The following is a 24,021-nucleotide window of genomic DNA, read 5'->3' as shown; positions in this document are numbered from 1 at the left end:
GCATCTATTCGGAAAAGACCCGGCTTCCAACAAAACGTTTGAGGCGGGAAGGTAAAATTCGCCAGGCGCGGCGCGCCAGTCGATACTTCAGGGGTTGCCGCTCGGCTCCTCGCACCAATTCCGCCCGGACGCCGACGGATTTCAACCAGCTTTTCAGCCGCAACGGCATCATTCGGACAATGAGTGGTCGATGGTGATTGCTCTCATCGCTGAGAAAGCTTGGTCTCGTCGGCGAAAAATTCGGAATCGCCGACCACAATTGTTTCGCTTTCTCAACCGTCACATGGGTGGTCGGCAATGGAGGGGACGTGTATCCCCCGATACCACCGGGAGAATCCAACAGCCCGACGAAGTCCATTCGCTGCAACGATCCATTCAGTACGGTCGTGTTGAGCACGAGGTCCCGGCTATTGGTGAAATGGATTGGCGTAACGCGTCTGCCCCGGCGGACGGCAATGGGGGCGCTGATGATTTCGTACTTCGAGGTCGGAATTTTATCATCCAGCCAAGTGTCAAACTCATTGATGAACGCAGCATAGCTGTACTTTCCACTGGCGATCACGTCCTCATAAGCCCGGTCTGTCAACTCCTTGATGAACTCGACGTCCTGAAGCTTTTCAAACACCTCATCCACATTCGAATAATCCTTCGCCAGCTCGATAAAATGGTCTCCGGCACGCAAGATTCCCGAATAAGTGCCCGGAAAACAGATCAAGGCTGTGCGGAGCCGTATCGCCTCGAAAAACTTGGGCGAAATCTGGTTCATCCGAACCAGATTTTCGTGCTTTGCAAAATGCTCCTCATAAACCTCCTCGAAAGGCCGGTCAGCGTGAGTCTCCGCAAGCTTCTTGATGCCACCGTCGAAGTCAAAAATATTACAGCCCGATTCAGTGCCAAGCGTGGCGCGGCAGGATCCCAGGAATTGATACCACGAACCGTAGATTCTCTTGGTGTCATCCCACTCAATATCGACGGAGAGATTGCGCTTGTCCGCCTCTTCCCGCATTCGGACGCCGATCTGGAATTTTTCAAAACCCAGCATGCCATAGTGATGCGGCAATTTTCGTCCGCGATAGCCGATCAAGTTGGTGCGGGCCTCGATGGGCAAGGCGGCGCTCTCAATACTCTTATCTTCCGGGACATATCCGGTCAGAGTCTGCACCCGCTCCAAGTCGGGGAAACGATCATACGGGTAGCTGAAATCCTGGCTTTCCGGCGGAACGCAGCTGAATACCGTTGTTATGCCAAGGTATTCCATGTTTCGATGTGCGGTTTCGGTATTCTCGTACTCATCCTGAATGAAAAGTATCTTTTCTCCCCTGAAGGCCCGAACTTTTGCGGCTATGACGGGGGGTACATAGCCTTCCAGGGACAACCGCACTGAGTAGTGAATTACGATTGCATCGAATTTTTCAAAATCCCACACTGCATTGCGGCTATTCAAAATGTCAAAGTTATCCTCGTCAGGAAAATAACGTCCTTTCTGAATTTGGCCGTCTACAACGGTCGCAGGGGCGTAAAATATCCTGTTTCTGGAATGCTTGCGGAAGCTGGAAACATGCTCATGAAGCGTTTTGATGTGGCTCCATCTATCGTCATACAGGACCAGAATGTTCTTCCGCAGTCCTGCGGTGCAGTTCTCATTCAATATGATCCTTTCTACTTCTGCAAATCTCTGATCGTATCCATTTGCTCTGGCGAGAGCGATGCGTTTATCCACCACAACGGGGTCATTGCGTGTGGGAGCAAGCTCACGGATGGCACTTTCAAATGCAATATCGCCATCCGCGAATGAGAATATTTCTTGATCAAATTGAGCCAGTGCGTCGATCGGGGTTGAAACCACCGGCAGCCCGCATGCAACATATTCAAACATCTTCAGCGGATATGAAGTACGCAGAACGTACTCATCGATAAACGGAACGAGTCCCACACGACACTTTTTTGCGGTTTTCGCAATGTCTTCAGATGTGAGATTGCCCAGATAAAATACATTCGGATGGGTTTTGATCAACGCCCATTCGGCGATTGAGGTATCCTCGTTTCCGCAAAAGTAAAAATCCCAATCAGACATCCTGTGGATCAGGGCGTGGATCAACGGGAAGTCGAGCCGTTTGTTGATGCCGCCCTGGTAGAGGATGGCAGGCCTTGTTTCGCTGCGGTCCTGATGAAACAGATACGCTTCGGTTCCGATCCAGAACTCCGCGTCGCATCCGTTGTAAATGTCATGAATTTTGTTCTCTGGTATTCCGGCAGCCTGAATACTGTCCCGTACTCCGTCGGAAACTGCGATGATCATATCCGATTGCTTCGCCAAGCTCTCAGCTCCGACCTGGAGTTCAAGCTGCAATTCTGATGAATTGCCTCCGACTACAAATTTGCCCTTGTTGTAAAGGTAGTTTTCCGTCGCGTGATAAATTGTAAAAACTGGTTGGTGTCGTGATTTAAGTGTTCGGATAAAAGCTTCAAGAAATAGGCGCGAAAAAGGGTTGTAGGACCAAATTAATGGTGCTCTGAATTGAAACCTTGCCATGAAGGATTCCAACGCTGCTGGTAACTCCTGGAAGGCAGCATCAACATTTCCGTTTGGTGCCATTGAAGCAGGCATATGAACAACCGTCAGGTTATCGATACCCGTGTCCTCTGTAACAACGTCCTCGGTGTATGAATCAAACTGTAGGAAATAGACCGGAATCCGCTGTGCAAAGCGAGTTGCATAATGATACCGGTTTGATCTTGCTTCCGTAAACCAATTCGAGGCAGTGACCATGATTACACAGTCAAAGTGGTCCTCTAGCTTCATTCAAATTGCTCCCAGCTACTGGTTTCCGAAACACAATATTCATTTCCAACGGCTTGGCGACCAGATCCACAATCTTGCTGAAGATGATCGGATGATCGGTCGCGATCCTATTCATAAGTGTTTCGAATTCATTGCGATTGAGCTTGGTTGCATCAATCAATGCTGGAAGTCCTTCTACGTCGGCTGGCAGTTTGTCAAGAAGTTTGCCAAGAGATTTTGCGTCTTCCATGAAATTCAGGTAGCTGGTTGACTGGCCTCTGTAGATCGGATTGTGCAGGCTGTGCTCCAAATACTCCATCTGGTATATCTTCTCCAGAAGAAGCCTGGTTCCATAAAGATCGAACCGGCGCAGGTGCACGAAATCATACTCCTTGTACTCATGGTAGGGTTGCAAATCCTCTTCGAATGGCACCCGGATGATAATTGTACCGCCAGGACGAACAACTCGTACAAGTTGTACCAGCGATCCATGCAGGTCAAAGACATGCTCCAGTACGTCTGTACAGACAACCATGTCAAATGAATCGTTCTCGTAGGGCAATTCTTCGAGTTTCGAGATTATAACGTCAATGCCTTCTTTGCGTGCGACCTCGAGATAGGCCATCGAGATGTCCGCACCGTAACGTGGATGGTTCGGAAAGCCGGCAAGCAGCCGCCCGAGCCCGACTCCGGCGTCAAATATGGTTTCTCCTGGCTTCAGATACTTGGCCATCAGCTCGGTTGTGGATTTCTCCAGGTCCGACCAGACCGTATCCTGTATGAAGGGATTGTGCCCGGATTCGGCGAGGGACTCGAGATGGTCCTTGGCAATCTTGTCATAATTGTCGATATATCGATCAGGTGTCGAAAAGATTGGAATATCGTTGATTTTACCAATAGGTTGCATACGGTATTTCATGCTGGGTTGATATCTTTTGCTATCATGCATTGCAGAATTACTCGATGGTTATTTGGTGAACTCGACAAGAGTGCCTTAGCGGTCTGAAAAGTTTCGGCTTGATGCATTCCGAGGCTTTTGCGTCACAATCCAAAAGCCGCCACCTGTGAAAATGGGGCTCATCGGGAAGGCCTATGCTCCATGAGAATTGGTACGCTCGCTATTACCTTTTGCCTATGGTCACTGCAAGTCCAATCCGGGCTGTGGTCACCGTCACCGACTTTGACGGACACTGTGAACTTCGTGGTCTCGGAGCCTTCTCACTGCGGTCAGGTTTTTATTCCATGACGTCAAAGCTGGGCCGGGAAAACTGAATAACCGGGCATTCAAGGCGGAAGCGGCGGTTGCCCACCGTTTCATCATAGGATCAATGTCGAGCAAAAATACGGCCTACGATCCGTCGAGTTGCCACGAACGACATTTTTTAAGCTCTGATCAAGACCAACGCTCACAAGGAGGAACTTTTACAGCGTTAGCTTGGCCTGGATTTTACATCGTGATCGACCCTCAAGGGCAATCCTGAGAAACCACATGATCGTAGATCGAAAGCAGTTTGCGTTTTTCTGCTTCCCAATTGTTGGTTCTGGCGGACAGAAGCGAATTCGTCTGCCAGGCGTGAAGCGCCGCCGGGGTCATCCCACGCAGTTCGTCCGCCAGATTTTCCGGCGTCGGGGCAGGCATCGCGATGCCAAGGTCATGGTCGGCGATGAACTTGAGAATATCCGGCGCTGGACCGCCAATGACAGCCAGGCCTGCCATCGCATATTCAAACATCTTGTTTGGCAGTGCGGAGAGTTCCTGGGTGGTTTTTCCCTCGGTTACGAAGATCCCGATATCGGCCTGGCTCGCGTGGGCGATCAGTTGATTGACCGGGACGGCTTTGTGGAACGTGACGCGTGGTGTTATGCCCAGTCTGGCGGCAAGCCGTTGCAGCTCTGCATCATAGCCCGGCTGGCGCACGGGGCCAGTCAATCTCAGGTGAAAATGTTCCGGCAAGAGCGCAAGCGCCTCAAGCACCATCTCCAGGCCGCGGCCTGAATTGAGAATGCCGTGATAATGCAGCAGCAGCCTGCCGGAGGTTGGCGGCTGGCGCTGGATTGTCTGGTATGATGGGACATTGCGAATTACGGTTGGCGTTTCGGGCAGCCCGTAGCTGCGTTGCAGCGCAGCCGCGAGATAGTCCGATACGGTAATCACCTGATCCGCCTGTGGCAGGCAGTGGCGCTCGATCGCTCTGATGAAGGCTGGAAAGGCAAGGCGCCATGTCAGGCTCTCCAGACGCGCTCCCTGTCCGAACTCATGACTGTCATAAATCAGCTTCGCGCCGCATTGCCGCGCCAGCCTGGCGGCCACCAGCAATGCTTCGGCGTCGTGAGCCTGGACCACATCGAATTTCCGGCCACGCACTGCTGTCCACATCTGCTGGAGGTCTGGAATTGCCGCGGCAAGCCTTGTCGAGGCCGCAATCGGCAAAATCCACGCGGGCATCTGCATAGCGGCACGGCGAACGCGCTCCGCCGCCGTCATCGGCCTTTCGTCGACACCAGCGCCGTAGCCGACAACATCGACGACATGACCGGCTTCGCGCAGGCAATCCACCTGACGCATGACGCGAATGTCGGTGAGCACCGGAGACAGGGAGAGGTGGCATATCTTCATTTCAACTCCGTTTACCGGTGCAGCGCGGGCTTGCTGCAAGATCCAGAACCCATCGGCGGGCGGAGCCCGCGCCTGCGATCACTATAGGCCGTAGAGTGCGCGGAAAGCGGACGATACCGAGGTGTCATCGACCGGCAATCGGCGGATCGCGATCGCATTTGCCATCCCCATCGCCCGGATCCGGTCCGGATCAGCAAGACATTGCCGCACGGCCGCCGTCAGGTCCCGCGCGTCTGCCGGATCGATCAGCCACCCATTCTCCGGCTGCCTGAGAATCTGGCGAATTGCCGGCTGGTCCGAAGCGATCAGGGCACAACCGCAGGCAGCCGCCTCGGCGAGAATGCGTGGAAACCCTTCTCTCAAACGGGTGGGCAAGCATACGACATCGGCGTCCTGAAGCGCGGCGACCATCTGGGAGGACGTCAGCGGTCCAAGATAGCTGATCTCTCCGCGATCCTGCGCCGCGTAGAGCTGTGCCATGTCGAACTGGTCCGGGTTGTGAGGGTCGGGCTTGCCGGCAATCAGGAACGATGCCGCGCCGGTGTCGCTGCGGACAGTCTTTGCGACCTCAAGAAAGGTGTCGACGCCCTTGGCGTTGAGAAGCCGCGAAGCAAAGAGAAAGGAAAGTTCTCCCTTGCGTTGAACCGGTGGCGGCACATAGGTGTCCAGATCGAGGCCTGCGCCGGCGATCACATGGGCGTGGGCGGCGTCAACGATTCCCGCTTGAACCATCACGTCGCGGTCAAAGGCGTTCTCGAAGGTGACTGAACGGTCAAGAAGGCTGCAGCTTGCACGCAACAGGATTGCAACAATCCAACGCCGAAAGCTGGTCGCCGCGCCCGTGGAAGGCTCGAAAACCTTGCCCAGTCCGGGGAAGGTTTGCACCAGGCGCGGCGTTTTCTTCCGCATCAGGCGGCGTGAAGCTAGCGCCAATGCCATATAGAGATTGGGTTTGATGGTGAAGCAATGCACTGCGTCGGGTCTGGTCTCGGCGACAATGTGCGCATATTGCGCCGTCAGCTTCAGATCGGACAACGGGTCCAGATGATGCTGGTTGAGCGTGACCGGAATAAAGTGGATGCCATCAGGAAGCTGGCTGGCGGATCCGCTGTTTCCGCCGGCACAAAGGCTCACGTCATGACCGCGCTCAAGCAGTGGTTTGAGCAAATTGGACCGGTGCGCGAGAAAATAGTCCAGATCATTGCAGACAAAAAGTATTCTCACGTCCGAACCCCGCTCTGAAGGGAGAAGGCAGCCGGATTGTCATGGCGCGGGATCAGCAAAGGGCCAAACCCGGTGTCTCAAGCGAATTGCTCATCTAGCTTACTCCGAACCGTTCGCCCCAGATGCCGAGGTTGACAATTCTCCACAGGGTAAAATCGACAGGCATGGAGCCCTCCAGCATGTGATCCCGCAGCCTTCTTGTTGCCTTGGCGTCGAGAAGGTCCGGGAAGCGCCGCAGCGTGGCCTCGACGCCGTCAATGATGTCGCCCTTGAGGGGACCGCGAAACCAGGCCTGTTCGGGGGTGGCGAAGCCGAGCTTGTCGTGACGGTTGACAATCTCGCCGGGAAGCACATTCGCCATACCGGCGCGCAGAACCTTCTTGGTCTCGGCGCCGTCGAATTTGTGCTCATTGCCAAGGGCCAGCGAGAACTCGACAAGCGGATGATCCAGAAATGGAACGCGCGCCTCTATCGAATGGGCCATCGAATTGCGGTCCTCCCAATGCAGTAGCATCTGCAAATTGGAGCCAAAGGTCATCACTTCGCAAAGGCTGGCGATATCATGCGGTTCTCCCAGGCCCGCGTGCTGCGCGCTGGACGCCAGTGCGCCTGACGGATTGCCGTGCATGGCGATAAGCTCGGTTTCCAGCCAGTTCCCTTTGGTCATACGCTGGTAGCGCTTGCGCAGCGGGCCGGCAAGCATGGCAGGCAAGAGCTGCGGCGCCAGACGCATCAACTGGGCGGCCGCCGACGTGCCATGAAGGTCCCGGCGTTGCGCGATGGTTTGTCCGGCCTTGAGCAAGCGACCGGATTTGATCAGACCAGCGAGATAATGGGCAAATCCGGTGTGGTAACCGGCCAGTTGCTCGTCAGCGCCTTGCCCATCCAGCATCACCTTGATGCCGAGCTTCTTCGCTTCGGCAAAAACACACCATTGGGCAAACACTGATGTCGAACCGAATGGCTCGTCCTGATGCCAGGTTATGTCGGAGGCGGTCTGGAACACATCTTGCGGTTTCGGAAAAACGAAATGCGGAATTGATCCGGAGGCGCGGACAGCGACATCCATGAACGGCTTTTCATCGACGCTCTTTTCCGCGTAACACGCCGACACCGTATTGACGTGGTGACCGTCCGGCATCATGCCGGCCATCAGACAGACGATGGAGGACGAATCCAGGCCCCCTGAGAGACAGCTGCCGACGGGCACATCCGAACGCAGATGCAGTCGCACCGCGTCAGAAAGCAAGTCGTGAAACTTCTCCGCCGCTTCCTTCAGGCTGAGCTGAATGCGGTTTGCCGGAACAGGGTACCAGCGCCGGCGCGCTGTTAGCAGGCGCCCGCCGGATGCATCGACGCTGATGCACTCGCCGCCGCGCAGTTGTTCGATACCGTCAAACAGCGTCTCCGAGGTGTGGTCGGTAATGCCGGAAGCGAGAAAATCATGCACGCGTGCAACATTCATCCGTCCCGCCAGGCTGTCGAGGCCGGCAAGTTGTTTGATTTCCGAGGCGAAAGCGAGTCCCGAAGGTGTCTGGGCGAGATAGAGCGGCTTGATTCCGAAGCGGTCGCGCGCTGCAAACATCTTCTTGTCTCTGGCGTCCCAGATCACGAAAGCAAACATGCCTCTGAGTTCGTCAAGACACTTTGCGCCCCAGGCGACATAGGCGCGCAACAGCACCTCGGAATCTGTCCGGGTCAGAAATACCTCGCCCTGCGCGATCAACCGTTCGCGCAATTCCAGGTAGTTGTAGATCTCGCCGTTGAATATGAGCTGATAACGCCCGCTGGTGTCGGACATGGGTTGCAGACCAGCGTCCGACGTGTCGATGATGGCGAGACGGCGGTGCCCGAGAGAAACCGGCCCGCAGGGGCTCGGGTGGACCGCCCACCCTCGTCCATCGGGACCGCGATGAGCCACAAGGTCGATCCGCGCCGGATCCGGTGCAATGCCGATAGAGGCATAAAGACCGCACATGGTTCAATCTCCTTCAGATCGCCGGATCACGCCAGAGCTGCGGCGCCATGCCGTGACGTCTCGCCTGCGACACCGCCCACAAATCGTATTTTGCGGCTTTTCACAACATGCAATGTTGCGCGCAGCGGCTCGTCTTGCGCGAAACCGGTTCGAATGGCGGGTGGGGCTGGAGCCGGTTCCCGGATTATCCAAGGGCTTTTGTCAGGATGCGTCCGGTTTCGCGAGCCCGGACCAGCCAGGACGCGTGACGCTGGACATAGTCTGCCCCGGCGCGTCCCATAGCTACCGCCGTTTCGGGCGCGTCTTTGAGCTTGGCGACAGCTTCGGCCAGCGCTGCGGGATCGTCGATGGGAACAACCAGCCCGGCGTTTTCGGTCCGGACGAGCTCCGCTTGAAATGGCAAGTCGGACACGATGACCGGAATACCGCAAGCCATTGCCTCAAACAGCTTGAGCGGCGCGACGCCGGTTGCCGAACGCCCTTCGGGATCTCCGATAACGCACAAGGCGGCAACGGCCCCGCGTAGCAGGCCGGGAATGTCGGCATAAGGCTGCTTGCCGATCCATTCAACCAGGCCTGAGGCGGTTTCCGCTGCAACAAGGCCGCGTTCCGGTCCGTCACCGACGACCACCAGTTTCACATTCTTCGGCCAGGCCGGCGCCTTGACGGCCGCAAGCATCGTGACGAGCCCATGCCAGGCGACCAGGCCGCCGACAAAGATTACATAAGACCCTTGGACCGACCCGCCTGGACCCGACAGCGAAAAATGCTCGGTGTTGGCGCCATTGGGCACCACGGAGACGCGCGAGTGACCGGCTTCTTGCTGCGCCCAGTCGCGCAACCCGGCCGTAACCGCGATCACCTGGCTGGCAAGCCGCAGTTGAAGCCGGTAGCTGAAGTTCAGCGCACGAGTGAGCAGGCGCAGCCACGGGTAGGTGACCAGAATATCGGTTGGCCGCCCGTTGATTTCCTGGATTACCGGCTTTGCCAACAGGCGGGCAACCAGGCTGGCTGGCAGTGCAGCGAAATGCGCCCGCATATAGATTGCATCCGTCTTGCGCAGCACGCCAAACAGATCGAGATGTGCTTTCAGATATCCCCATCCACGTCTGAGAACCGAGGCGCCCGAACTTGCGCCGCCGCGATCCGTCGCGATCAGCTGCACATCAAAGCCGGACTTGCGAAGACCGGCGATGATTTCGTGGACATGGGTGAACGAAGCCTGGCCTTCCCGGGGCGTTTCCAGACAAAAATAGACAATCCTCGGATCAGCCATTCCGCCTAGCCAACAGAAGCGATGGTGTCGCGGACTGCCTCGCAAATGAAATCCTGGGTGGCTTCCTCGAGATACGGATGCATCGGCAGGCTGAGAACTTCGTTGCAGACGCGCTCGGAAACCGGCAGGCCATTGCCGGCAGCGGGGTATTTCGAATAGGCCGTCTGCTGATGCAGTGGTCGCGGATAGTACACGGCCGTCGGTACGCCCTTGGCCTTCAGTCCGTCTATGATGGCCTGACGTTTGTCGGCGTCAACGCGAAGTGTATATTGCGCCCAGACGGATCGGCAGTCAGCCATCACTTGCGGTGTTGAGGTCACGTCCGACAGGGCGGCTTCATACCGATCCGCAACGATCTGGCGCGCGGCGATTTCTTCTTCATAGATTGCCAGCTTTTCGATCAGGATTGCAGCCTGCAAGGTGTCGAGACGCGAATTGACGCCGATCCGGACGTTGTCATATTTGTCGCTTCCCTTGCCGTGCACCCGCAGGGATCGAATCACGTCGGCGACTTCGTCGTCGGCTGTAAACAACGCGCCGCCGTCGCCATAACACCCCAGCGGTTTTGCCGGGAAAAAGCTTGTGGTCGCCATCGTGCCGATCGCTCCGGACTTCCGGCCCTTGTAGATGCTGCCATAGCCCTGGGCACTGTCGGCGATCAGCCACAGGCCATTGGCATCGCAGAAGCTCTCGATCGGATCATAGTCGGCGGGCTGGCCAAACAGGTCCACGGAAATGACGCCGACCGTTCGCAGGCCATGCTTCTTGGCTGCGGCAAGCGCCAGTTCCAGTCCTTTGGGATCCATGTTGAAGCTGGCCTGGTCGATATCGACAAAGACCGGGGTGGCTCCGAGCCAGGCAACCACTTCGGCGGTGGACGCAAAGGTGAAAGAGGGAACGATGACCGCGTCGCCGGGACGGACCTTCTTGGCCATCAGGCACAGCCCGATTGCATCGGTGCCGTTGGCGCAACTGATGGCGTTCTTGACGTCGGAAAAGGCCGACAATTGCTGCTCGAAGGCCTTGACCTGCGGCCCCATGATGTAGTTGCCCTCATTGACAGCGGCCATAATGGCGGCATCGAGCTTTTCGCCCAGATGACGGCGCTGCGCTTTGAGGTCGATAAAATCTATCTTCTGGTTCATTCCGTTATTTCCTCAAGAACATCCTTGGACACTTCGCGGTAGCGTCTGCCGCTGTCCGTGCAAACAAGATCCGGCCCCAGTTTGATGCCGGCATGGCTCATCCAGCCGATACGCTTGGCGGGAACCCCGGCCATCAAGGCAAAAGCGGGGACATCCCTGGCGACCACGGCGCCGGCACCGATAAAGCAGTATTCGCCCAGCGTATGGCCGCAAACAATGGTCGCATTCGCGCCGATGGTTGATCCGCGCTTGACCAGTGTGGTGCGGAATTCGTGCTTGCGTGAAATCTCCGAGCGGGGATTGTTCACATTGGTGAAGACGCAGGAAGGACCGCAAAAAACGCCGTCTTCCAGCGTCACACCTTCATAGAGCGATACATTGTTTTGAATTTTGACATTGTTGCCGACCGTGACCTTGGGACCGATGACCACGTTCTGCCCGACGCTGACTTTCTCGCCGATGCTCACTTGCCCCAGGATATGGCTGAAGTGCCAGATCGACGTGCCTTGTCCGATATCCGCGCCGTCGTCGACATAGGCGGATTCATGGATTTTCACGCCGGGATAGGCCTTGGCGACACGTGGTTTTGACGCTGTGTCAACCGCGGACGACGCAGCCGATTGCGCCTTCAGCGCGCTGCTGGCGCGCGTGAGCACGGAAAGCACCCGCAGGCCCTCGGCGCCATCGGTGCGCGGCTTGGTGCGGTTTGCCACCGACTCAAGGAAATGCGTGCATTCATTCTTGAGTGGATTGCCGTCACCATAAGGCAACGCAATGCCCGCGCCATTGGCCTCCGCCGCCTTCAAGGCCTTGGGCACGCCGTTGGCCCATTCCACGCTGTGAGCGTAATATTTGAGCTTGTCTGCCGGATCTTTTGCGCTGTCTTCGAACACGACCGCGCCGCGCTCTCCGACCACGACCAGCCGCTGCTCCTTGAAAGGGTGCAGCCAGGACACGAAGATGTGGCTCTTCAGGCCGCTGGGAAAACTCATCTGCACCTGGGTGAAATCGCCGATGACAGGATGAAGTGTCGGGGCTGCGAACGCGCCCACATGGTCAGGGCTTTCGCCTGCCAGGGCCAGCACCATTGAGATGTCGTGCGGTGCGAATGACCACAGCACGTCCTCTTCGCGGCGCAAGATCCCGTAAGACAGGCGATTGGAGTAGACATAGCTCAGGCGCCCGAGCTTGCCGGCGCCAACGAAGTCTTTCAGGGCAATGAATGCCGGGTGATATTGCAGCAGATGACCAACCATGAGGCGGAGGTCTTTTTTCTCCGCAAGCGCCACCAGCTCTTCCGCCTGGGACAATTCCAGCGCCAGCGGCTTTTCGACATAAACATGCTTGCCGGAGTCGAGAGCCTGTTTTGCAAGACTATAATGCAGATGGGCCGGCACTGCGATGACCATGGCATCGACCGCTGCATCATTTGCCGCTTGCTCAAAGGTAAGCGCCCGTCCCCCATGCTTGGCTTGAAGCGCCGCTACCGTGTCCGCGTTGGCATCAACCACTGCTTCAAGGGCTCCCAACTCGCTGAAATCGCGAACCAGGTTCTTTCCCCAATAACCGCAGCCGACAACAGCGACGCGCACCTGAGAAGTCATACGATATATTCCATTTCAAACAGTAAGATTGCGCGTTGATTCAGGCCTTGAACACATTTGCGGCGGTTGCGATTCCTGCTTTCCTGATCGCGTTTCGCGTATCGATGACGACTTTGCCATGCTCCACCAGCAGGCTGTAATCGACATTGTCATGGTCTGTAGCGATCAGGATGGCGTCATATCCACGAACGGTTTCCGGCGTAAACTCGACCGATTTGCGACCGGCGAGGGACGCATGTTCCCGCGTCACCGGAATAACCGGAATGTAGGGATCGTGATAGTCAACCGAGGCACCCCGTGCCTCGATCAAATCGATCAGCTTGAGCGAAGGACTTTCCCGCATGTCGTCGACGTTCTTCTTGTAGGCTATGCCAATGAGCAGAATCCTGGCTGCATGGAGGCCCTTGGCCGAACTCTGATCCAGCGCCTGGGCGAGCTTTTCAACCACTATATAGGGCATTCGCGTGTTAATCTCGCCTGCCAATTCGATGAAGCGGGTGGAAATGTCAAATTCGCGCGCTTTCCACGTCAGGTAGAAGGGATCGATCGGGATGCAATGCCCGCCCAAACCAGGTCCGGGATAAAAGGGCATAAAGCCAAAAGGTTTGGTTTTCGCCGCATCTATGACTTCCCAGACATCGACGCCCATCGCCTCGTAGACAACCTTCAGCTCGTTGACCAGCGCGATGTTGACGGACCGGAAGATATTCTCCGTCAGCTTGACCGCTTCGGCGGTGGCGGTAGAGGAAACCGGAACAGTTTTGGCCACCAGTTGGGAATAAAGCGCGACAGCAAGCTGCAGCGCGGCATCGCCGTCGCCACCGACGACCTTTGGTATGGTCGCTGTCTCGTAATCCCGGTTGCCCGGGTCCTCGCGCTCGGGCGAGTAGGCAAGAAAGAAATCCTTACCGCTGACAAGGCCGGACCGCTCGAAGATCGGGCGCATCACTTCATTGGTGGTTCCCGGATAGGTGGTTGATTCGAGAACAATCAGCTGGCCGGGACGAAGCTGGGCTGCAACCGCCTCGGTGGTTTTGACCACAAAGGACAGGTCCGGTTCGCGGTACTTGTTGAGGGGTGTCGGCACCGCGATCAGGATCGCATCTGCTTCGCCCATTCGCGAGAAGTCGGTCGTGGCTTCGAACGTTCCTGATTCGCGGGCCTGCGCGATTTTCTCCGACGGAATGTGCTTGATTGTGCTCCGGCCGACATTCAGATCGTCGACCCGACCGTGATCAATGTCGAAGCCGATGACGTGAAAGCCTCTGGAGCAAGCAACCAAGGCTAGGGGAATCCCCACATAGCCCAGACCGACAATACCTATAGTGTAATCTTGCCGTTCAATACGCTCCAGAAGAGCCTGAATGGATTCATCTGTTGCGTTCTTCACGCCAAGTCCCCAATAATTGTCAGTAATTTCAAGAGCCCCCCAATATCCTCGAACGTGGGGCGGCGCAATAGCTACTTTGGGAAAAAATGTCACAGCCGGCCCGCATCATCTGTTTGTTTGAACGGAGATTTGCCGGGGCTATACTTGTATTGGTGGCAGATTGTTGAGCGTGTGCACCTGTATTGAAAAGTAATTTTCCGCAGTTTTTGAGGTTCTGGGAATGGGCCAGACCACCATTTCTGCGGTGCGGTCGGTCCGGAGGCTCGCCGCATCAGTCCCGGCTTGGCGGTATCAGATTGTCGTACGTTGGTGGCGGCGCCGGCGAAAGATCAGATCGCTTTGATCTTTCGCAGACACTAGCCCCTGAGCCTGCGGCTGGAACCTGAACTGGCCGAAGATCTTCTGCCACTTTCGGATTGGCCGGCGGGGGAGTCTTGCCAATACAGCCTGGCCAAAGTCAGGGTGGTTTCCTGTGCCGGGAAATGGCGGGCAAGTATGTCCGCCCGGGCGCAAACAGAAACATGACAAGACCCAATCGATACCGAAAGCTGGTCTTTTGCCAAAGCCGGATACGTCGGTATATGCTGCGGTAGCCGTCGTCCTTTCGTCCATTCAATCGTAAGGAAGTCCGTCATGTCCTCGCCGCTCAGCCTGTTTGTTCCCGAACCGGAGGTCCGCCCCGGCGGGGTGCCGGATTTCACGAATGTGCATATCGCTCCGGCCGGGGAGGTGGGCCGGCCGCCGGTCGATATCGATCCGAGCGAAATCAGGGATATGGCGTTTTCCATCATCCGGGTGCTGAACCGCGATGGCGAGGCGGCCGGTCCATGGGCGGGGTTGCTGAGCGATGAGCAACTGATCGAAGGACTTCACCACATGATGCTGCTGCGGGCGCTGGATGCGCGGATGATCATCGCCCAGCGCCAGGGCAAGACATCCTTCTATATTCAGCATCTGGGCGAAGAGGCCGTCAGCACAGCGTTTCGCAAGGTGCTCAAAAAGGGCGATATGAACTTCCCCACCTACCGGCAGGCAGGTTTGCTGATTGCGGAGGATTATCCGCTGGAGGCGATGATCAACCAGATATACGCCAATTCCGAAGATCCGCTCAAGGGACGGCAGTTGCCAACGCTTTATTCGGTGCGGGAGCAGGGGTTCTTTACCCTGTCAGGCAATCTTGCAACCCAGTTCCCGCAGGCCGTCGGCTGGGCGATGGCGTCCGCGATCAAGGGAGAGACAAACATCGCTGCAGGCTGGATCGGCGACGGCTCGACCGCCGAGAGCGACTTTCATGCGGCGTTGGTGTTCGCCTCGACGTTCAAGGCGCCGGTGGTGCTCAACGTGGTCAACAACCAGTGGGCGATCTCGACCTTTCAGGGCATCGCGCGCGGTGGGGTCGGCACCTTCGCCGCCCGCGGGCTGGGCTACGGAATTCCCTCGCTGCGCGTGGATGGCAACGACTATCTTGCGGTTCATGCCGTCGGGCTGTGGGCCGCGGAACGGGCGCGCCGCAATCTGGGCCCGACGCTGATCGAATATGTCACCTATCGCGCCGGCGCCCATTCCACCTCGGACGATCCGAGCGCCTACCGCCCCAAGGAAGAATCCGCCGCCTGGCCGCTCGGAGATCCGGTGATAAGACTCAAGGCGCATCTGATCGCCAAGGGCGTGTGGAGCGAAAGCCGCCATGTCCAGCTGGAGGCAGAAATGCTCGACACGGTCATCGCCGCCCAAAAGGCAGCCGAAGCCAATGGCACGATGCATTCCGACAACCGCCCGTCAGCCCGCGATATGTTCGAGGGGGTCTATGCCGAAATGCCGCCACACCTGCGGCGGCAACGCCAGGAATCGGGGGTTTAGCCATGACACGCATGACGATGATCCAGGCGATCCGCGACGGCATGGATGTTGCCATGGGCCGCGACGACTCGGTCGTGGTTTACGGCGAGGACGTGGGCTATTTCGGCGGCGTGTTCCGCGCCACGCAGGGGTTGCAGGAGAAATATGGCCGCAACCGCTGCTTCGATGCGCCGATCAGCGAGAGTGGCATCGTCGGCACTGCCATAGGCATGGCAGCCAACGGGATGCGCCCCTGCGTCGAAATCCAGTTCGCCGATTACATGTACCCCGCCTATGATCAGATCACCCAGGAGGCAGCGCGCATCCGCTACCGCTCCAATGCAGATTTCACCTGCCCCATGGTGATCCGCATGCCGACCGGCGGCGGTATCTTTGGCGGGCAGACCCACAGCCAGAGCCCCGAAGCACTGTTTACCCATGTGGCCGGGCTCAAGGTGGTGGTGCCGTGCAATCCCTATGACGCCAAGGGGTTGCTGATTGCGGCAATCGAGGATCCCGATCCGGTGATCTTTCTCGAGCCCAAGCGCCTCTATAACGGGCCGTTCGACGGACATTACGAACGCCCGGTGACCGGATGGGGCAAGCATTCCGACGGCGAGGTGCCCGAGGGGCATTTCACCGTGCCGCTGGGACAGGCCAAGGTCAAACGCGAAGGCCGCGACGTCACAGTTCTGGCCTATGGCACCATGGTGCATGTGGCGCTGGCCGCTGCCGAAGATACCGGCATCGACGCCGAGGTGATCGATCTGCGCACGCTGCTGCCCTACGATCTGGACGCGATCACAGCCTCGGTATGCAAAACCGGACGCTGTGTCATTGTGCATGAGGCGACCCTGACCTCGGGCTTCGGCGCGGAACTGGCGGCGCTGGTCGCCGAGCACTGCTTTTATCACCTTGAGGCACCGATCCGCCGCGTGGCGGGCTGGGATACCCCCTATCCGCATGCCCAGGAGTGGGATTATTTCCCCGGCCCCGCTCGTGTCGGCGCAGCCCTCACCCAGACGATGGAGGCCTGAGCCATGGGCCAGCATACGATAAAAGTGCCGGATGTCGGCGAGGGTATCGCAGAGGTGGAACTGGCGGAATGGACTGTCGCGATTGGCGATCTGGTGCGCGAGGATCAGGTGCTGGCCTTGGTGATGACCGACAAGGCGACGGTCGAGATCCCGTCGCCTTCTGACGGCAAGGTGCTCTGGTTGGGGGCCGCCCCGGGTGACAAGATGGCTGTCGGCGCGCCGCTGATCCGGCTGGAAGTGGCGGGCGAGGGCAACACCGAAACCACGCCCGAAGTCTCCGCCTCCGAGACCGCGCCTGCCCGCTCTGCCAAGGAGCCTGAAATGGGTGAGCCGCATCCGCCTGAGCCGCATCCGCCTGAGCCGCTTCCGCCTGGACGACCGGTTTCCACGGCCCCATCGCCCGCCACTGCTGGCGCCCATTTGCCACGACCGGAAGGAGAAAAGCCGATGGCGTCACCCTCGGTCCGGGCGCGGGCGCGCGAGGCAGGCGTTGACCTGCGCCGTGTCGCAGGCAGCGGGCCGGCCGGGCGAATCACCCATGAAGACCTCGACCGGTTGGCCGTCGCGCCTGATGCCGCCGGGCCGGGTGCGGGCTATCGGCGCAACACCTCGGTCGAACGGATCAAGGTGATCGGCTTGCGCCGCAGAATCGCGGACCGGATGGCGCAGGCCTCCGCAAGGGTTGCCCCCATCACCTATGTCGAAGAAATCGATGTGACAGCGCTGGAAGATTTGCGCAAAAGCCTCAATGCGGCACGGCGCCAAGATCAGGCGAGACTGACACTCCTGCCGTTCCTCATGCGGGCGATGGTGCAGGCTGTCGCCCGGCAGCCGCATTTGAATGCGCATTACGATGACGAGGCGGGCATGATCGAACAGAGCGGTGGCGTCCACATCGGCATCGCGGCGCAGACGGATGCCGGACTGATGGTGCCGGTTGTGCGTCATGCCGAGGCCCGCGATCTCTGGGGCTGCGCGGCGGAGCTCAATCGTGTCAGCGAGGCGGCGAAGGCAGGGAGCGCCACACGCAACGAATTGTCGGGTTCGACGATCACCATCACGTCGCTGGGAGCGCTCGGCGGGATCATGAGCACCCCCATCATCAATGTTCCCGAAGTGGCAATTGTTGGCGTCAACAAGATGGCGATTCGGCCGGTCTGGGATGGCAATGCCTTTGCGCCGCGCAAGATGATGAACTTGTCGTCGAGCTTCGATCATCGGGTGATCGACGGCTGGGATGCGGCGGTGTTTGTACAAAAGATCAAGACCTTGCTGGAGACCCCGGCGCTGATCTTCATGGAGGGATAAGCCGATGAAGGATATTTCCTGCAAGCTTTTGGTCATCGGCGCCGGTCCTGGCGGTTATGTCTGCGCGATCCGCGCCGCACAATTGGGTGTCGATACGATAATTGTTGATGCCGTGCCGCGCCCGGGCGGCACCTGCCTGAACATCGGCTGTATTCCCTCCAAGGCACTGATTCATGCAGCCGATGAATTCGCCGCAGCGGCGGAGCGCGCGACCGGCGACTCTCTCGGCATCAGCGCAGGCAAACCGCAGATCAACCTGGCGCAAACCATGGAATGGAAAGCCGCAATCATCACCCGTCTGACCGGTGGCGTCAGCGGCCTGTTGAAAAAGGCCGGCGTCAAGCGGGTCACCGGCCCCGCACGATTTCGCGACGGCCGCACGATCGAGGTGGAAACCGATACCGGCGTACAGGTGATCCACACTGCCAATGTTGTGATTGCCACCGGCTCCTCTCCCGCAGAGCTGGCCACATTGCCCTTTGGCGGACCGGTGATCACCTCAACCGAAGCGCTGGCCCTGACCGAAGTGCCCGCGAGCCTCGCGGTGATTGGTGGCGGCTATATCGGGTTGGAACTGGGCACCGCGTTTGCCAAGCTTGGAGCCAAAGTCACGGTGATCGAGGCGGCGAAGCGGATATTGCCGCAATATGACGCCGATCTGACCCGCCCGGTGACGCGGCGGTTGAAGGATCTCGGTGTCAAGGTTGTCTGCGATACCAAGGCAATCGGGCTAACCGGCAAGGGGATGTTGCAGATCGACGGCCCCGAAGGGGAAAGTCGCATCAAGGCCGGCAAGGTTCTGGTGACTGTCGGACGCAGGCCTGTCACCGACGGCTGGGGCCGGGAGGAACTGGCTCTGGAAATGGATGGGCCCTATCTCAGGATTGATCAGCATTGCCAGACCGCAATGCGTGGCGTCTATGCGATTGGCGATGTGACGGGAGAGCCGATGCTCGCCCACCGGGCCATGGCGCAGGGAGATGTGGTGGCGCGAATCGTTGCCGGGCAAAAGATGCAATGGGACAAACAGGCCATTCCGGCGGTGTGCTTCACCGATCCCGAGATCGTCACCGTCGGGCTGTCGCCCGATCAGGCTCGCGAGTCCGGGCGCGAGATCAAGACTGGCGTGTTCCTTCTTAGCGCCAATGGCCGCGCCATGACAATGCAGGCCAATCAGGGGTTTGTCCGGGTGCTGGCACGGGCCGACAATCACCTGGTACTGGGGATTCAGGCGGTTGGAAAGGGCGTTTCCGAACTGTCAGCGGCGTTCAGTCTGGCACTGGAAATGCAAGCCCGCCTGGAAGATGTCGCCGCGACGGTTCACGCCCATCCAACGCTGGGCGAGGCGCTGCAAGAGGCGGCAATGGCCGCCCTTGGGCAAGCCCTGCACGCCTAGGGCAGGTTGCGTTCAAATGGGGTCATCGGAACGAGAACGGACATGCATTAATCCGGAGCGACCATATGGCCGCCACCGACATCGACCAGAGCCTGACGCGCGGGGCCTGCGCCCAGCGGCCAGACAGGGCTTGGAACGTCACCGGTCAGCCGCGGCAGGCCGGCGCGCGGGCTGCGCGGATCAGGTACCGGGACGGCGGCGAGAAGCCGTTTTGTGTAGCTGTGGCGCGGATCACCGAACACCTGCTCACGCGTTCCCATTTCGACGATTTGTCCCAGATACATCACCGCCACGCGATCGGAAATGTTCTCGACCACAGCCATGTCGTGGCTGATGAAGAGGTAGGTCACACCCATTTCCTTTTGCAGGTCACGCAGCAGGTCCAGAATTCGTGCCTGGATCGAGACATCGAGCGCAGCCACGCTTTCATCACAGACGATCAACTGGGGCTCGAGCGCCAGCGCCCGGGCGATGCAAATCCGTTGACGCTGGCCACCGGAAAACTGGTGCGGATAGCGGTTGTAGTAGGCAGGCGACAGGTCCACCCGTTCGAGCAACTGGTAGACGCGCGCGCGCTGCTCCTCGGCGGTGCCGATGTCGTGGATGGCCAGCGGCTCGCGGATAAGCTCGCCAACCGTCATCCGCGCATCAAGCGCGGCCATCGGGTCCTGAAAGATGATCTGCAGATCACGGCGCAGAGCCTTGCGGCCCGCAGCGTTCAGACGAACCAGATTCTTGCCGTTTATCTCTATATTGCCGCTGTAGGGCACCAGTCCAACCAGCGCTTTGGCAATGGTGGATTTGCCACAGCCGCTTTCCCCGACAAGCGAAAGGGTTTCGCCGCGGATGATCTCAAGCGAAACATGCTCCACCGCATGGACTTGAGCCTTGATCCGGCCAAGCACACCCTGTCGGATAGGAAAGCGCACCGAAACATCTTCAATGCGGACCAGGCTCTCTTGTTTCTTGAGCGCGGCGCGGGCCGCGGCGCCGCCGATGCGCGGCACCGCGGCCAGAAGGTCACGTGTGTAGTCTTCGCGCGGTGTTTCAAACAAGTCGACCGTTGAAGCGCTTTCAACCGTGCTGCCGTGGCGCATGATGATCACACGGTCGGCCATTTCAGCCACAACACCCATATCGTGGGTGATCAGAATGACCGACGTCGACAGATCGCGCTGAAGGTCGCGCAGCAGGTCCAGCACCTCTCGCTGCACTGTCACATCCAGCGCGGTTGTCGGCTCATCGGCAATCAGCACGTCGGGACGCAGGGCGATGGCCATGGCGATCATCACCCGCTGGCGCATGCCGCCGGAAAGTTCATGCGGAAATTGCTCAAGCCGCTTTTCGGGCTGAGACAGACGGACGGCGCGGACGGCTTCCAGCGCGCGTGCCCGCGCATCGCTCACGGAGACCGGATCATGCGCGCGGATCGCCTCGATCAATTGGCGGCCGATACTCATCACCGGGTTCAGCGCAGTCATCGGTTCCTGAAAGATCATGGCAATGCGGGCGCCGCGCAGTGCCCGCATCTGCGATTCCGGCAGATCGGTCAGTTCAGTCTCGCCCAGCCTGATCGAGCCCTCGGTGATCCGCACGGCCGGCTGGGGCAGAAGCCCCATGCAGGCAAGCGAGGTGATTGATTTGCCCGAACCGCTTTCCCCGGCAATGGCCAGCACCTCGCCACGCCTGAGGTCAAAGGAGAGGCCTTGAACCAACGGCACCAGTCCCTCTTCTGACCGGGCCGAGACATGAAGATTGCGGACCGACAGGACAATGTCCTGCCGATCCGAATCCAGTGCCGGCAAAAGCGGTTCAGCTACAGTCATTCGAACACAACTCTGGGGAAGTAGAAGCTGACGACCACATTGGGCATGTCCACGATCTCGGAAATCCGCAGATCGCCGCAGGTGGAGACCAACATATAGGCGTCGGCGGCCGAGAGTTGCTGTGTCGCGCACAAGAGATCGATCATGTTTGCCACGGCGTCTTTTGCTGCTGCCCAGAGATCAGGGCCGATTCCGGTCGTGACCTCATAGCCCTTGGCGTCGAGATGCCGGGTGACGGGGCCTGGAGTGGTAAAGCGCGGGGTTTTCAGCGGCTGATCCTTGATCAGATCCAGGGTCAGAATCGCATCGAAGGGACTTTCGATCGCTGTCCCGCAAACTTCGCCATCGCCTTGCGCGGCATGCGTATCGCCAACGCTGAACAGCGCGCCCTCCACCTCGACGGGCAGATAAAGCGTGGTGCCCGCCGCCAGATCGCGGATATCAAGATTGCCGCCCACCCTGCGCGGAGGCACGATTGAGTGCAATCCCGGTTCCGCCAGCGCATTGCCGATGGTTCCCGCAAACGGCTTCAACGGCACGCGGCCGTTCTTGCCGAACAGCGCCGGCTCCTTGGCATCGGCGTCAAGTTTCCACACCGTCAGTGCCGGTTCGGCAAACTGATCGGCCAGGAGCCCAAAGCCGGGAATGATTGCGGTCCAGCCGAAACCCGCCCCGTCACGCAGTTGCGGGGTAAAGCCTTCAATGGTCACCTTCAGCACATCGCCGGGCTTGGCTCCATCGACGAAGACGGGGCCGGAAACCGGGTTGATCTTGCCAAAATCCAGATTGGCCACATCCTCGACGGTCGAGCGGGGGCCAAGCTGGCCCCCGGAACTGTCGAGGCACTGGAACAGGATCGTCTCGCCCGGCGCAGCGGTTAAGGTAGGGGCAATGCTGTTGTCCCAGCCGAAATGATGCTGATGGGCGTGGATGGTATGGTTACAGTGCTTGCACATGCCGCGCCTTACTCCTTGATGAAGACGTAGTCGTAGTTGACCGGGATCGACACGGGATCAACAAAAAGCGCATCGTCACCGCCCAGGCGGGCCGATTTCATGGTGAAGCGCTGCTCGTTGAACACCGGCGCCCATGGGGCGTCTTCCATCACCGCCATGTAGATATCGGACCACATCTTCAGGCGCTCATCGCCCTTGGCCGGATCGACGATGGAATCTGCGTCTGCAGCTTTGGTGTCCAGCGCCTCGTTGCAGTATTTTGCCCAGTTCCAGCCGCCTTCCACTGCGCCGCCGCATCCCAGGATCGGCCCGTAGAAGTTGGCAGGATCGGGGAAATCGGCAATCCAGGCCATGCCGCCAGACCAGATCATCGGCGCCGTACCGGCTCCGCCGGCCTCAATCACGTTGGCTTGCGCCAAGGATTTGATCGCGGCATCAATGCCGATCGCCTGGAGGTCCTGCTGGATGGCCTGGGCGATCCGCGGGTTGGGGTCGGTGTTCATCACGAACAGCTCGGTTTCAAATCCATCGGCATAGCCGGCGTCGGCCAGAAGCTTTTTGGCAGCTTCGGGATCATAGGCATAACCGGCGTAGTCCTTGGTGTAACCGGGCATGGTGGGCGGCAGCGGCTGGGTTGCCGGAACCGCACGACCGTTGATGACCTGGACGATCCGGTCCTTGTTGATCGCCATGTTGACGGCACGGCGCACTTCGACCTTGTCGAAAGGGGCGGCGGTGACGTTCATGGTCACATAGCCCGTGTGAAGCTGGCCACCTTCGACCACAAGCGCTGCCTGCGCCGGATCACTCATCACCTCGACGAACTTTGCAGGCGGGATGCCGTCACCGGGAAGGTCCACTTCCCCGTTCTGGACGCGCAACAGGGCCACGATCGGCTCTTGGCCAACCTCGACGGTGAAACTGTCGAGATAGGGCACGCCGGAGATCCAGTAATCAGGGTTCTTCTCAAACGTCAGGCGCTGGCCCAAAGACCATTCGGTGAGCTGGAAGGCACCTGTACCCACCGGCTTCTTGCCGAAATCGGCCCCTTCGGCTTCCACCACTTCCTTGGGGACGACGAACGAGAAGTTCAGCGCCATGATATGCAGGAACGTGGCATCGGGGCGCGACAAGTTGATGACGACAGTGTTGGCGTCAGGCGCAGTCACGCCCGAAAGCCCATCCGCATCGCCCGCAGCCGCTGCATCAAAGCCTTCGATCATGCCGAAAAAGCCTTGTCCAGGTGACTGGGTCGCCGGGTTGACCACCCGGTTGATCGAATAGACCACGTCCTCAGAAGTCATCGCGCGGCCGTTGTGAAACTTGACGCCGGGACGCAGCTTGAATGTATAGGTCAGCCCGTCATCTGACAGGGTGTAGCTTTCGGCCAGGCCCGGACGCAGGACAGTGGTGCCCGGCTCATAATCCATCAGCCCGTCAAACACCGACTTGATCATGGACCAGTTTTGCCAGTCATAGCCGATAGCAGGGTCAAGCGTGGCGACGTCGTCCTTGTAGGTGACAATCATGTTGCCGCCATGTTTGGGCTCCTCCCCCTGTGCAAAGGCTGGAACCGCCATCAGGGCGGCAATCGCGGTAGACATGAGCAGTTTTTTCATCGTTTTCTCTCCCATTGGATAAGT

The 24,021-nt window shown here is 58.7% G+C and carries 16 protein-coding genes; 4 read left to right on the top strand and 12 right to left on the bottom strand.

What is annotated here, in order from left to right:
• Positions 1–4: 4 nt before the first annotated feature.
• The 9 genes from PZ897_RS18960 to PZ897_RS18920 all read right to left on the bottom strand — a co-directional run bounded on the left by PZ897_RS18960 (position 5) and on the right by PZ897_RS18920 (position 14,016).
• Entirely contained in the window at positions 5–2,803 is a 2,799-nt protein-coding gene (locus tag PZ897_RS18960) for a glycosyltransferase (protein ID WP_275754319.1), read from the bottom strand.
• Positions 2,781–3,701 carry a class I SAM-dependent methyltransferase gene (locus PZ897_RS18955; RefSeq protein ID WP_275754318.1) on the bottom strand — a complete coding sequence of 307 codons (921 nt, stop codon included), beginning with the start codon at positions 3,699–3,701 and terminating at the stop codon, positions 2,781–2,783. The genes PZ897_RS18960 and PZ897_RS18955 overlap by 23 nt, the downstream gene beginning before the upstream one ends.
• 546 nt (positions 3,702–4,247) lie before the next feature.
• Positions 4,248–5,399, bottom strand: a complete 1,152-nt coding sequence (locus PZ897_RS18950) for a glycosyltransferase family 4 protein (protein ID WP_275754317.1) — start codon at positions 5,397–5,399, stop codon at positions 4,248–4,250.
• Positions 5,400–5,480: 81 nt separating this feature from the next.
• Positions 5,481–6,623: a glycosyltransferase gene (locus tag PZ897_RS18945; protein WP_275754316.1), complete on the bottom strand. Its 1,143-nt coding sequence runs from the start codon at positions 6,621–6,623 to the stop codon at positions 5,481–5,483.
• A gap of 94 nt (positions 6,624–6,717) precedes the next feature.
• Positions 6,718–8,601 (bottom strand): asparagine synthase (glutamine-hydrolyzing), encoded by a 1,884-nt coding sequence (asnB, locus tag PZ897_RS18940; protein WP_275754315.1) that lies wholly within the window; start codon positions 8,599–8,601, stop codon positions 6,718–6,720.
• 184 nt (positions 8,602–8,785) lie between these two features.
• Entirely contained in the window at positions 8,786–9,877 is a 1,092-nt protein-coding gene (locus PZ897_RS18935; protein ID WP_275754314.1) for a glycosyltransferase family 4 protein, read from the bottom strand.
• Positions 9,878–9,882: 5 nt separating this feature from the next.
• Positions 9,883–11,022: a DegT/DnrJ/EryC1/StrS aminotransferase family protein gene (locus PZ897_RS18930; RefSeq protein WP_275754313.1), complete on the bottom strand. Its 1,140-nt coding sequence runs from the start codon at positions 11,020–11,022 to the stop codon at positions 9,883–9,885.
• Positions 11,019–12,626, bottom strand: coding sequence for a Gfo/Idh/MocA family oxidoreductase (locus PZ897_RS18925; RefSeq protein WP_275754312.1), 1,608 nt, complete (start codon positions 12,624–12,626; stop codon positions 11,019–11,021). The genes PZ897_RS18930 and PZ897_RS18925 overlap by 4 nt, the downstream gene beginning before the upstream one ends.
• A 40-nt stretch (positions 12,627–12,666) precedes the next feature.
• Positions 12,667–14,016 (bottom strand): nucleotide sugar dehydrogenase, encoded by a 1,350-nt coding sequence (locus tag PZ897_RS18920; protein ID WP_275754311.1) that lies wholly within the window; start codon positions 14,014–14,016, stop codon positions 12,667–12,669.
• 633 nt (positions 14,017–14,649) lie between these two features.
• Between PZ897_RS18920 and PZ897_RS18915 the strand changes: the two genes are divergently transcribed.
• The 4 genes from PZ897_RS18915 to lpdA are packed head-to-tail and all read left to right on the top strand — an operon-like array spanning position 14,650 to position 19,596.
• Positions 14,650–15,876: a thiamine pyrophosphate-dependent enzyme gene (locus tag PZ897_RS18915; RefSeq protein WP_275754309.1), complete on the top strand. Its 1,227-nt coding sequence runs from the start codon at positions 14,650–14,652 to the stop codon at positions 15,874–15,876.
• Positions 15,877–15,878: 2 nt separating this feature from the next.
• Positions 15,879–16,892 carry an alpha-ketoacid dehydrogenase subunit beta gene (locus PZ897_RS18910; protein WP_275754308.1) on the top strand — a complete coding sequence of 338 codons (1,014 nt, stop codon included), beginning with the start codon at positions 15,879–15,881 and terminating at the stop codon, positions 16,890–16,892.
• 3 nt (positions 16,893–16,895) lie between these two features.
• Positions 16,896–18,200, top strand: a complete 1,305-nt coding sequence (locus tag PZ897_RS18905) for a dihydrolipoamide acetyltransferase family protein (protein ID WP_275754307.1) — start codon at positions 16,896–16,898, stop codon at positions 18,198–18,200.
• A gap of 4 nt (positions 18,201–18,204) precedes the next feature.
• The gene (gene lpdA / locus PZ897_RS18900) at positions 18,205–19,596 is read left to right on the top strand and encodes a dihydrolipoyl dehydrogenase (protein ID WP_275754306.1); all 1,392 of its coding nucleotides are present in this window, start codon (positions 18,205–18,207) and stop codon (positions 19,594–19,596) included.
• 47 nt (positions 19,597–19,643) lie between these two features.
• Here the strand turns inward: lpdA and PZ897_RS18895 are convergent, their stop codons facing one another.
• From PZ897_RS18895 to PZ897_RS18885, 3 genes are read right to left on the bottom strand one after another with little or no spacing between them, the layout of a single operon-like run.
• The gene (locus PZ897_RS18895; RefSeq protein WP_275754305.1) at positions 19,644–21,422 is read right to left on the bottom strand and encodes an ABC transporter ATP-binding protein; all 1,779 of its coding nucleotides are present in this window, start codon (positions 21,420–21,422) and stop codon (positions 19,644–19,646) included.
• Positions 21,419–22,378, bottom strand: coding sequence for an acetamidase/formamidase family protein (locus PZ897_RS18890; RefSeq protein WP_275754304.1), 960 nt, complete (start codon positions 22,376–22,378; stop codon positions 21,419–21,421). The genes PZ897_RS18895 and PZ897_RS18890 overlap by 4 nt, the downstream gene beginning before the upstream one ends.
• A gap of 8 nt (positions 22,379–22,386) precedes the next feature.
• On the bottom strand, positions 22,387–23,997 hold the full coding sequence (locus PZ897_RS18885; RefSeq protein ID WP_275754303.1) for an ABC transporter substrate-binding protein: 1,611 nt from the start codon (positions 23,995–23,997) through the stop codon (positions 22,387–22,389).
• Positions 23,998–24,021 lie beyond the last annotated feature (24 nt).

Source organism: Hoeflea sp. YIM 152468, from assembly GCF_029210485.1.
GTDB lineage: Bacteria > Pseudomonadota > Alphaproteobacteria > Rhizobiales > Rhizobiaceae > Hoeflea.
The sequence above is the reverse complement of the archived record's forward strand: the minus strand, read 5'-3'. Positions and strand labels throughout refer to the sequence as shown.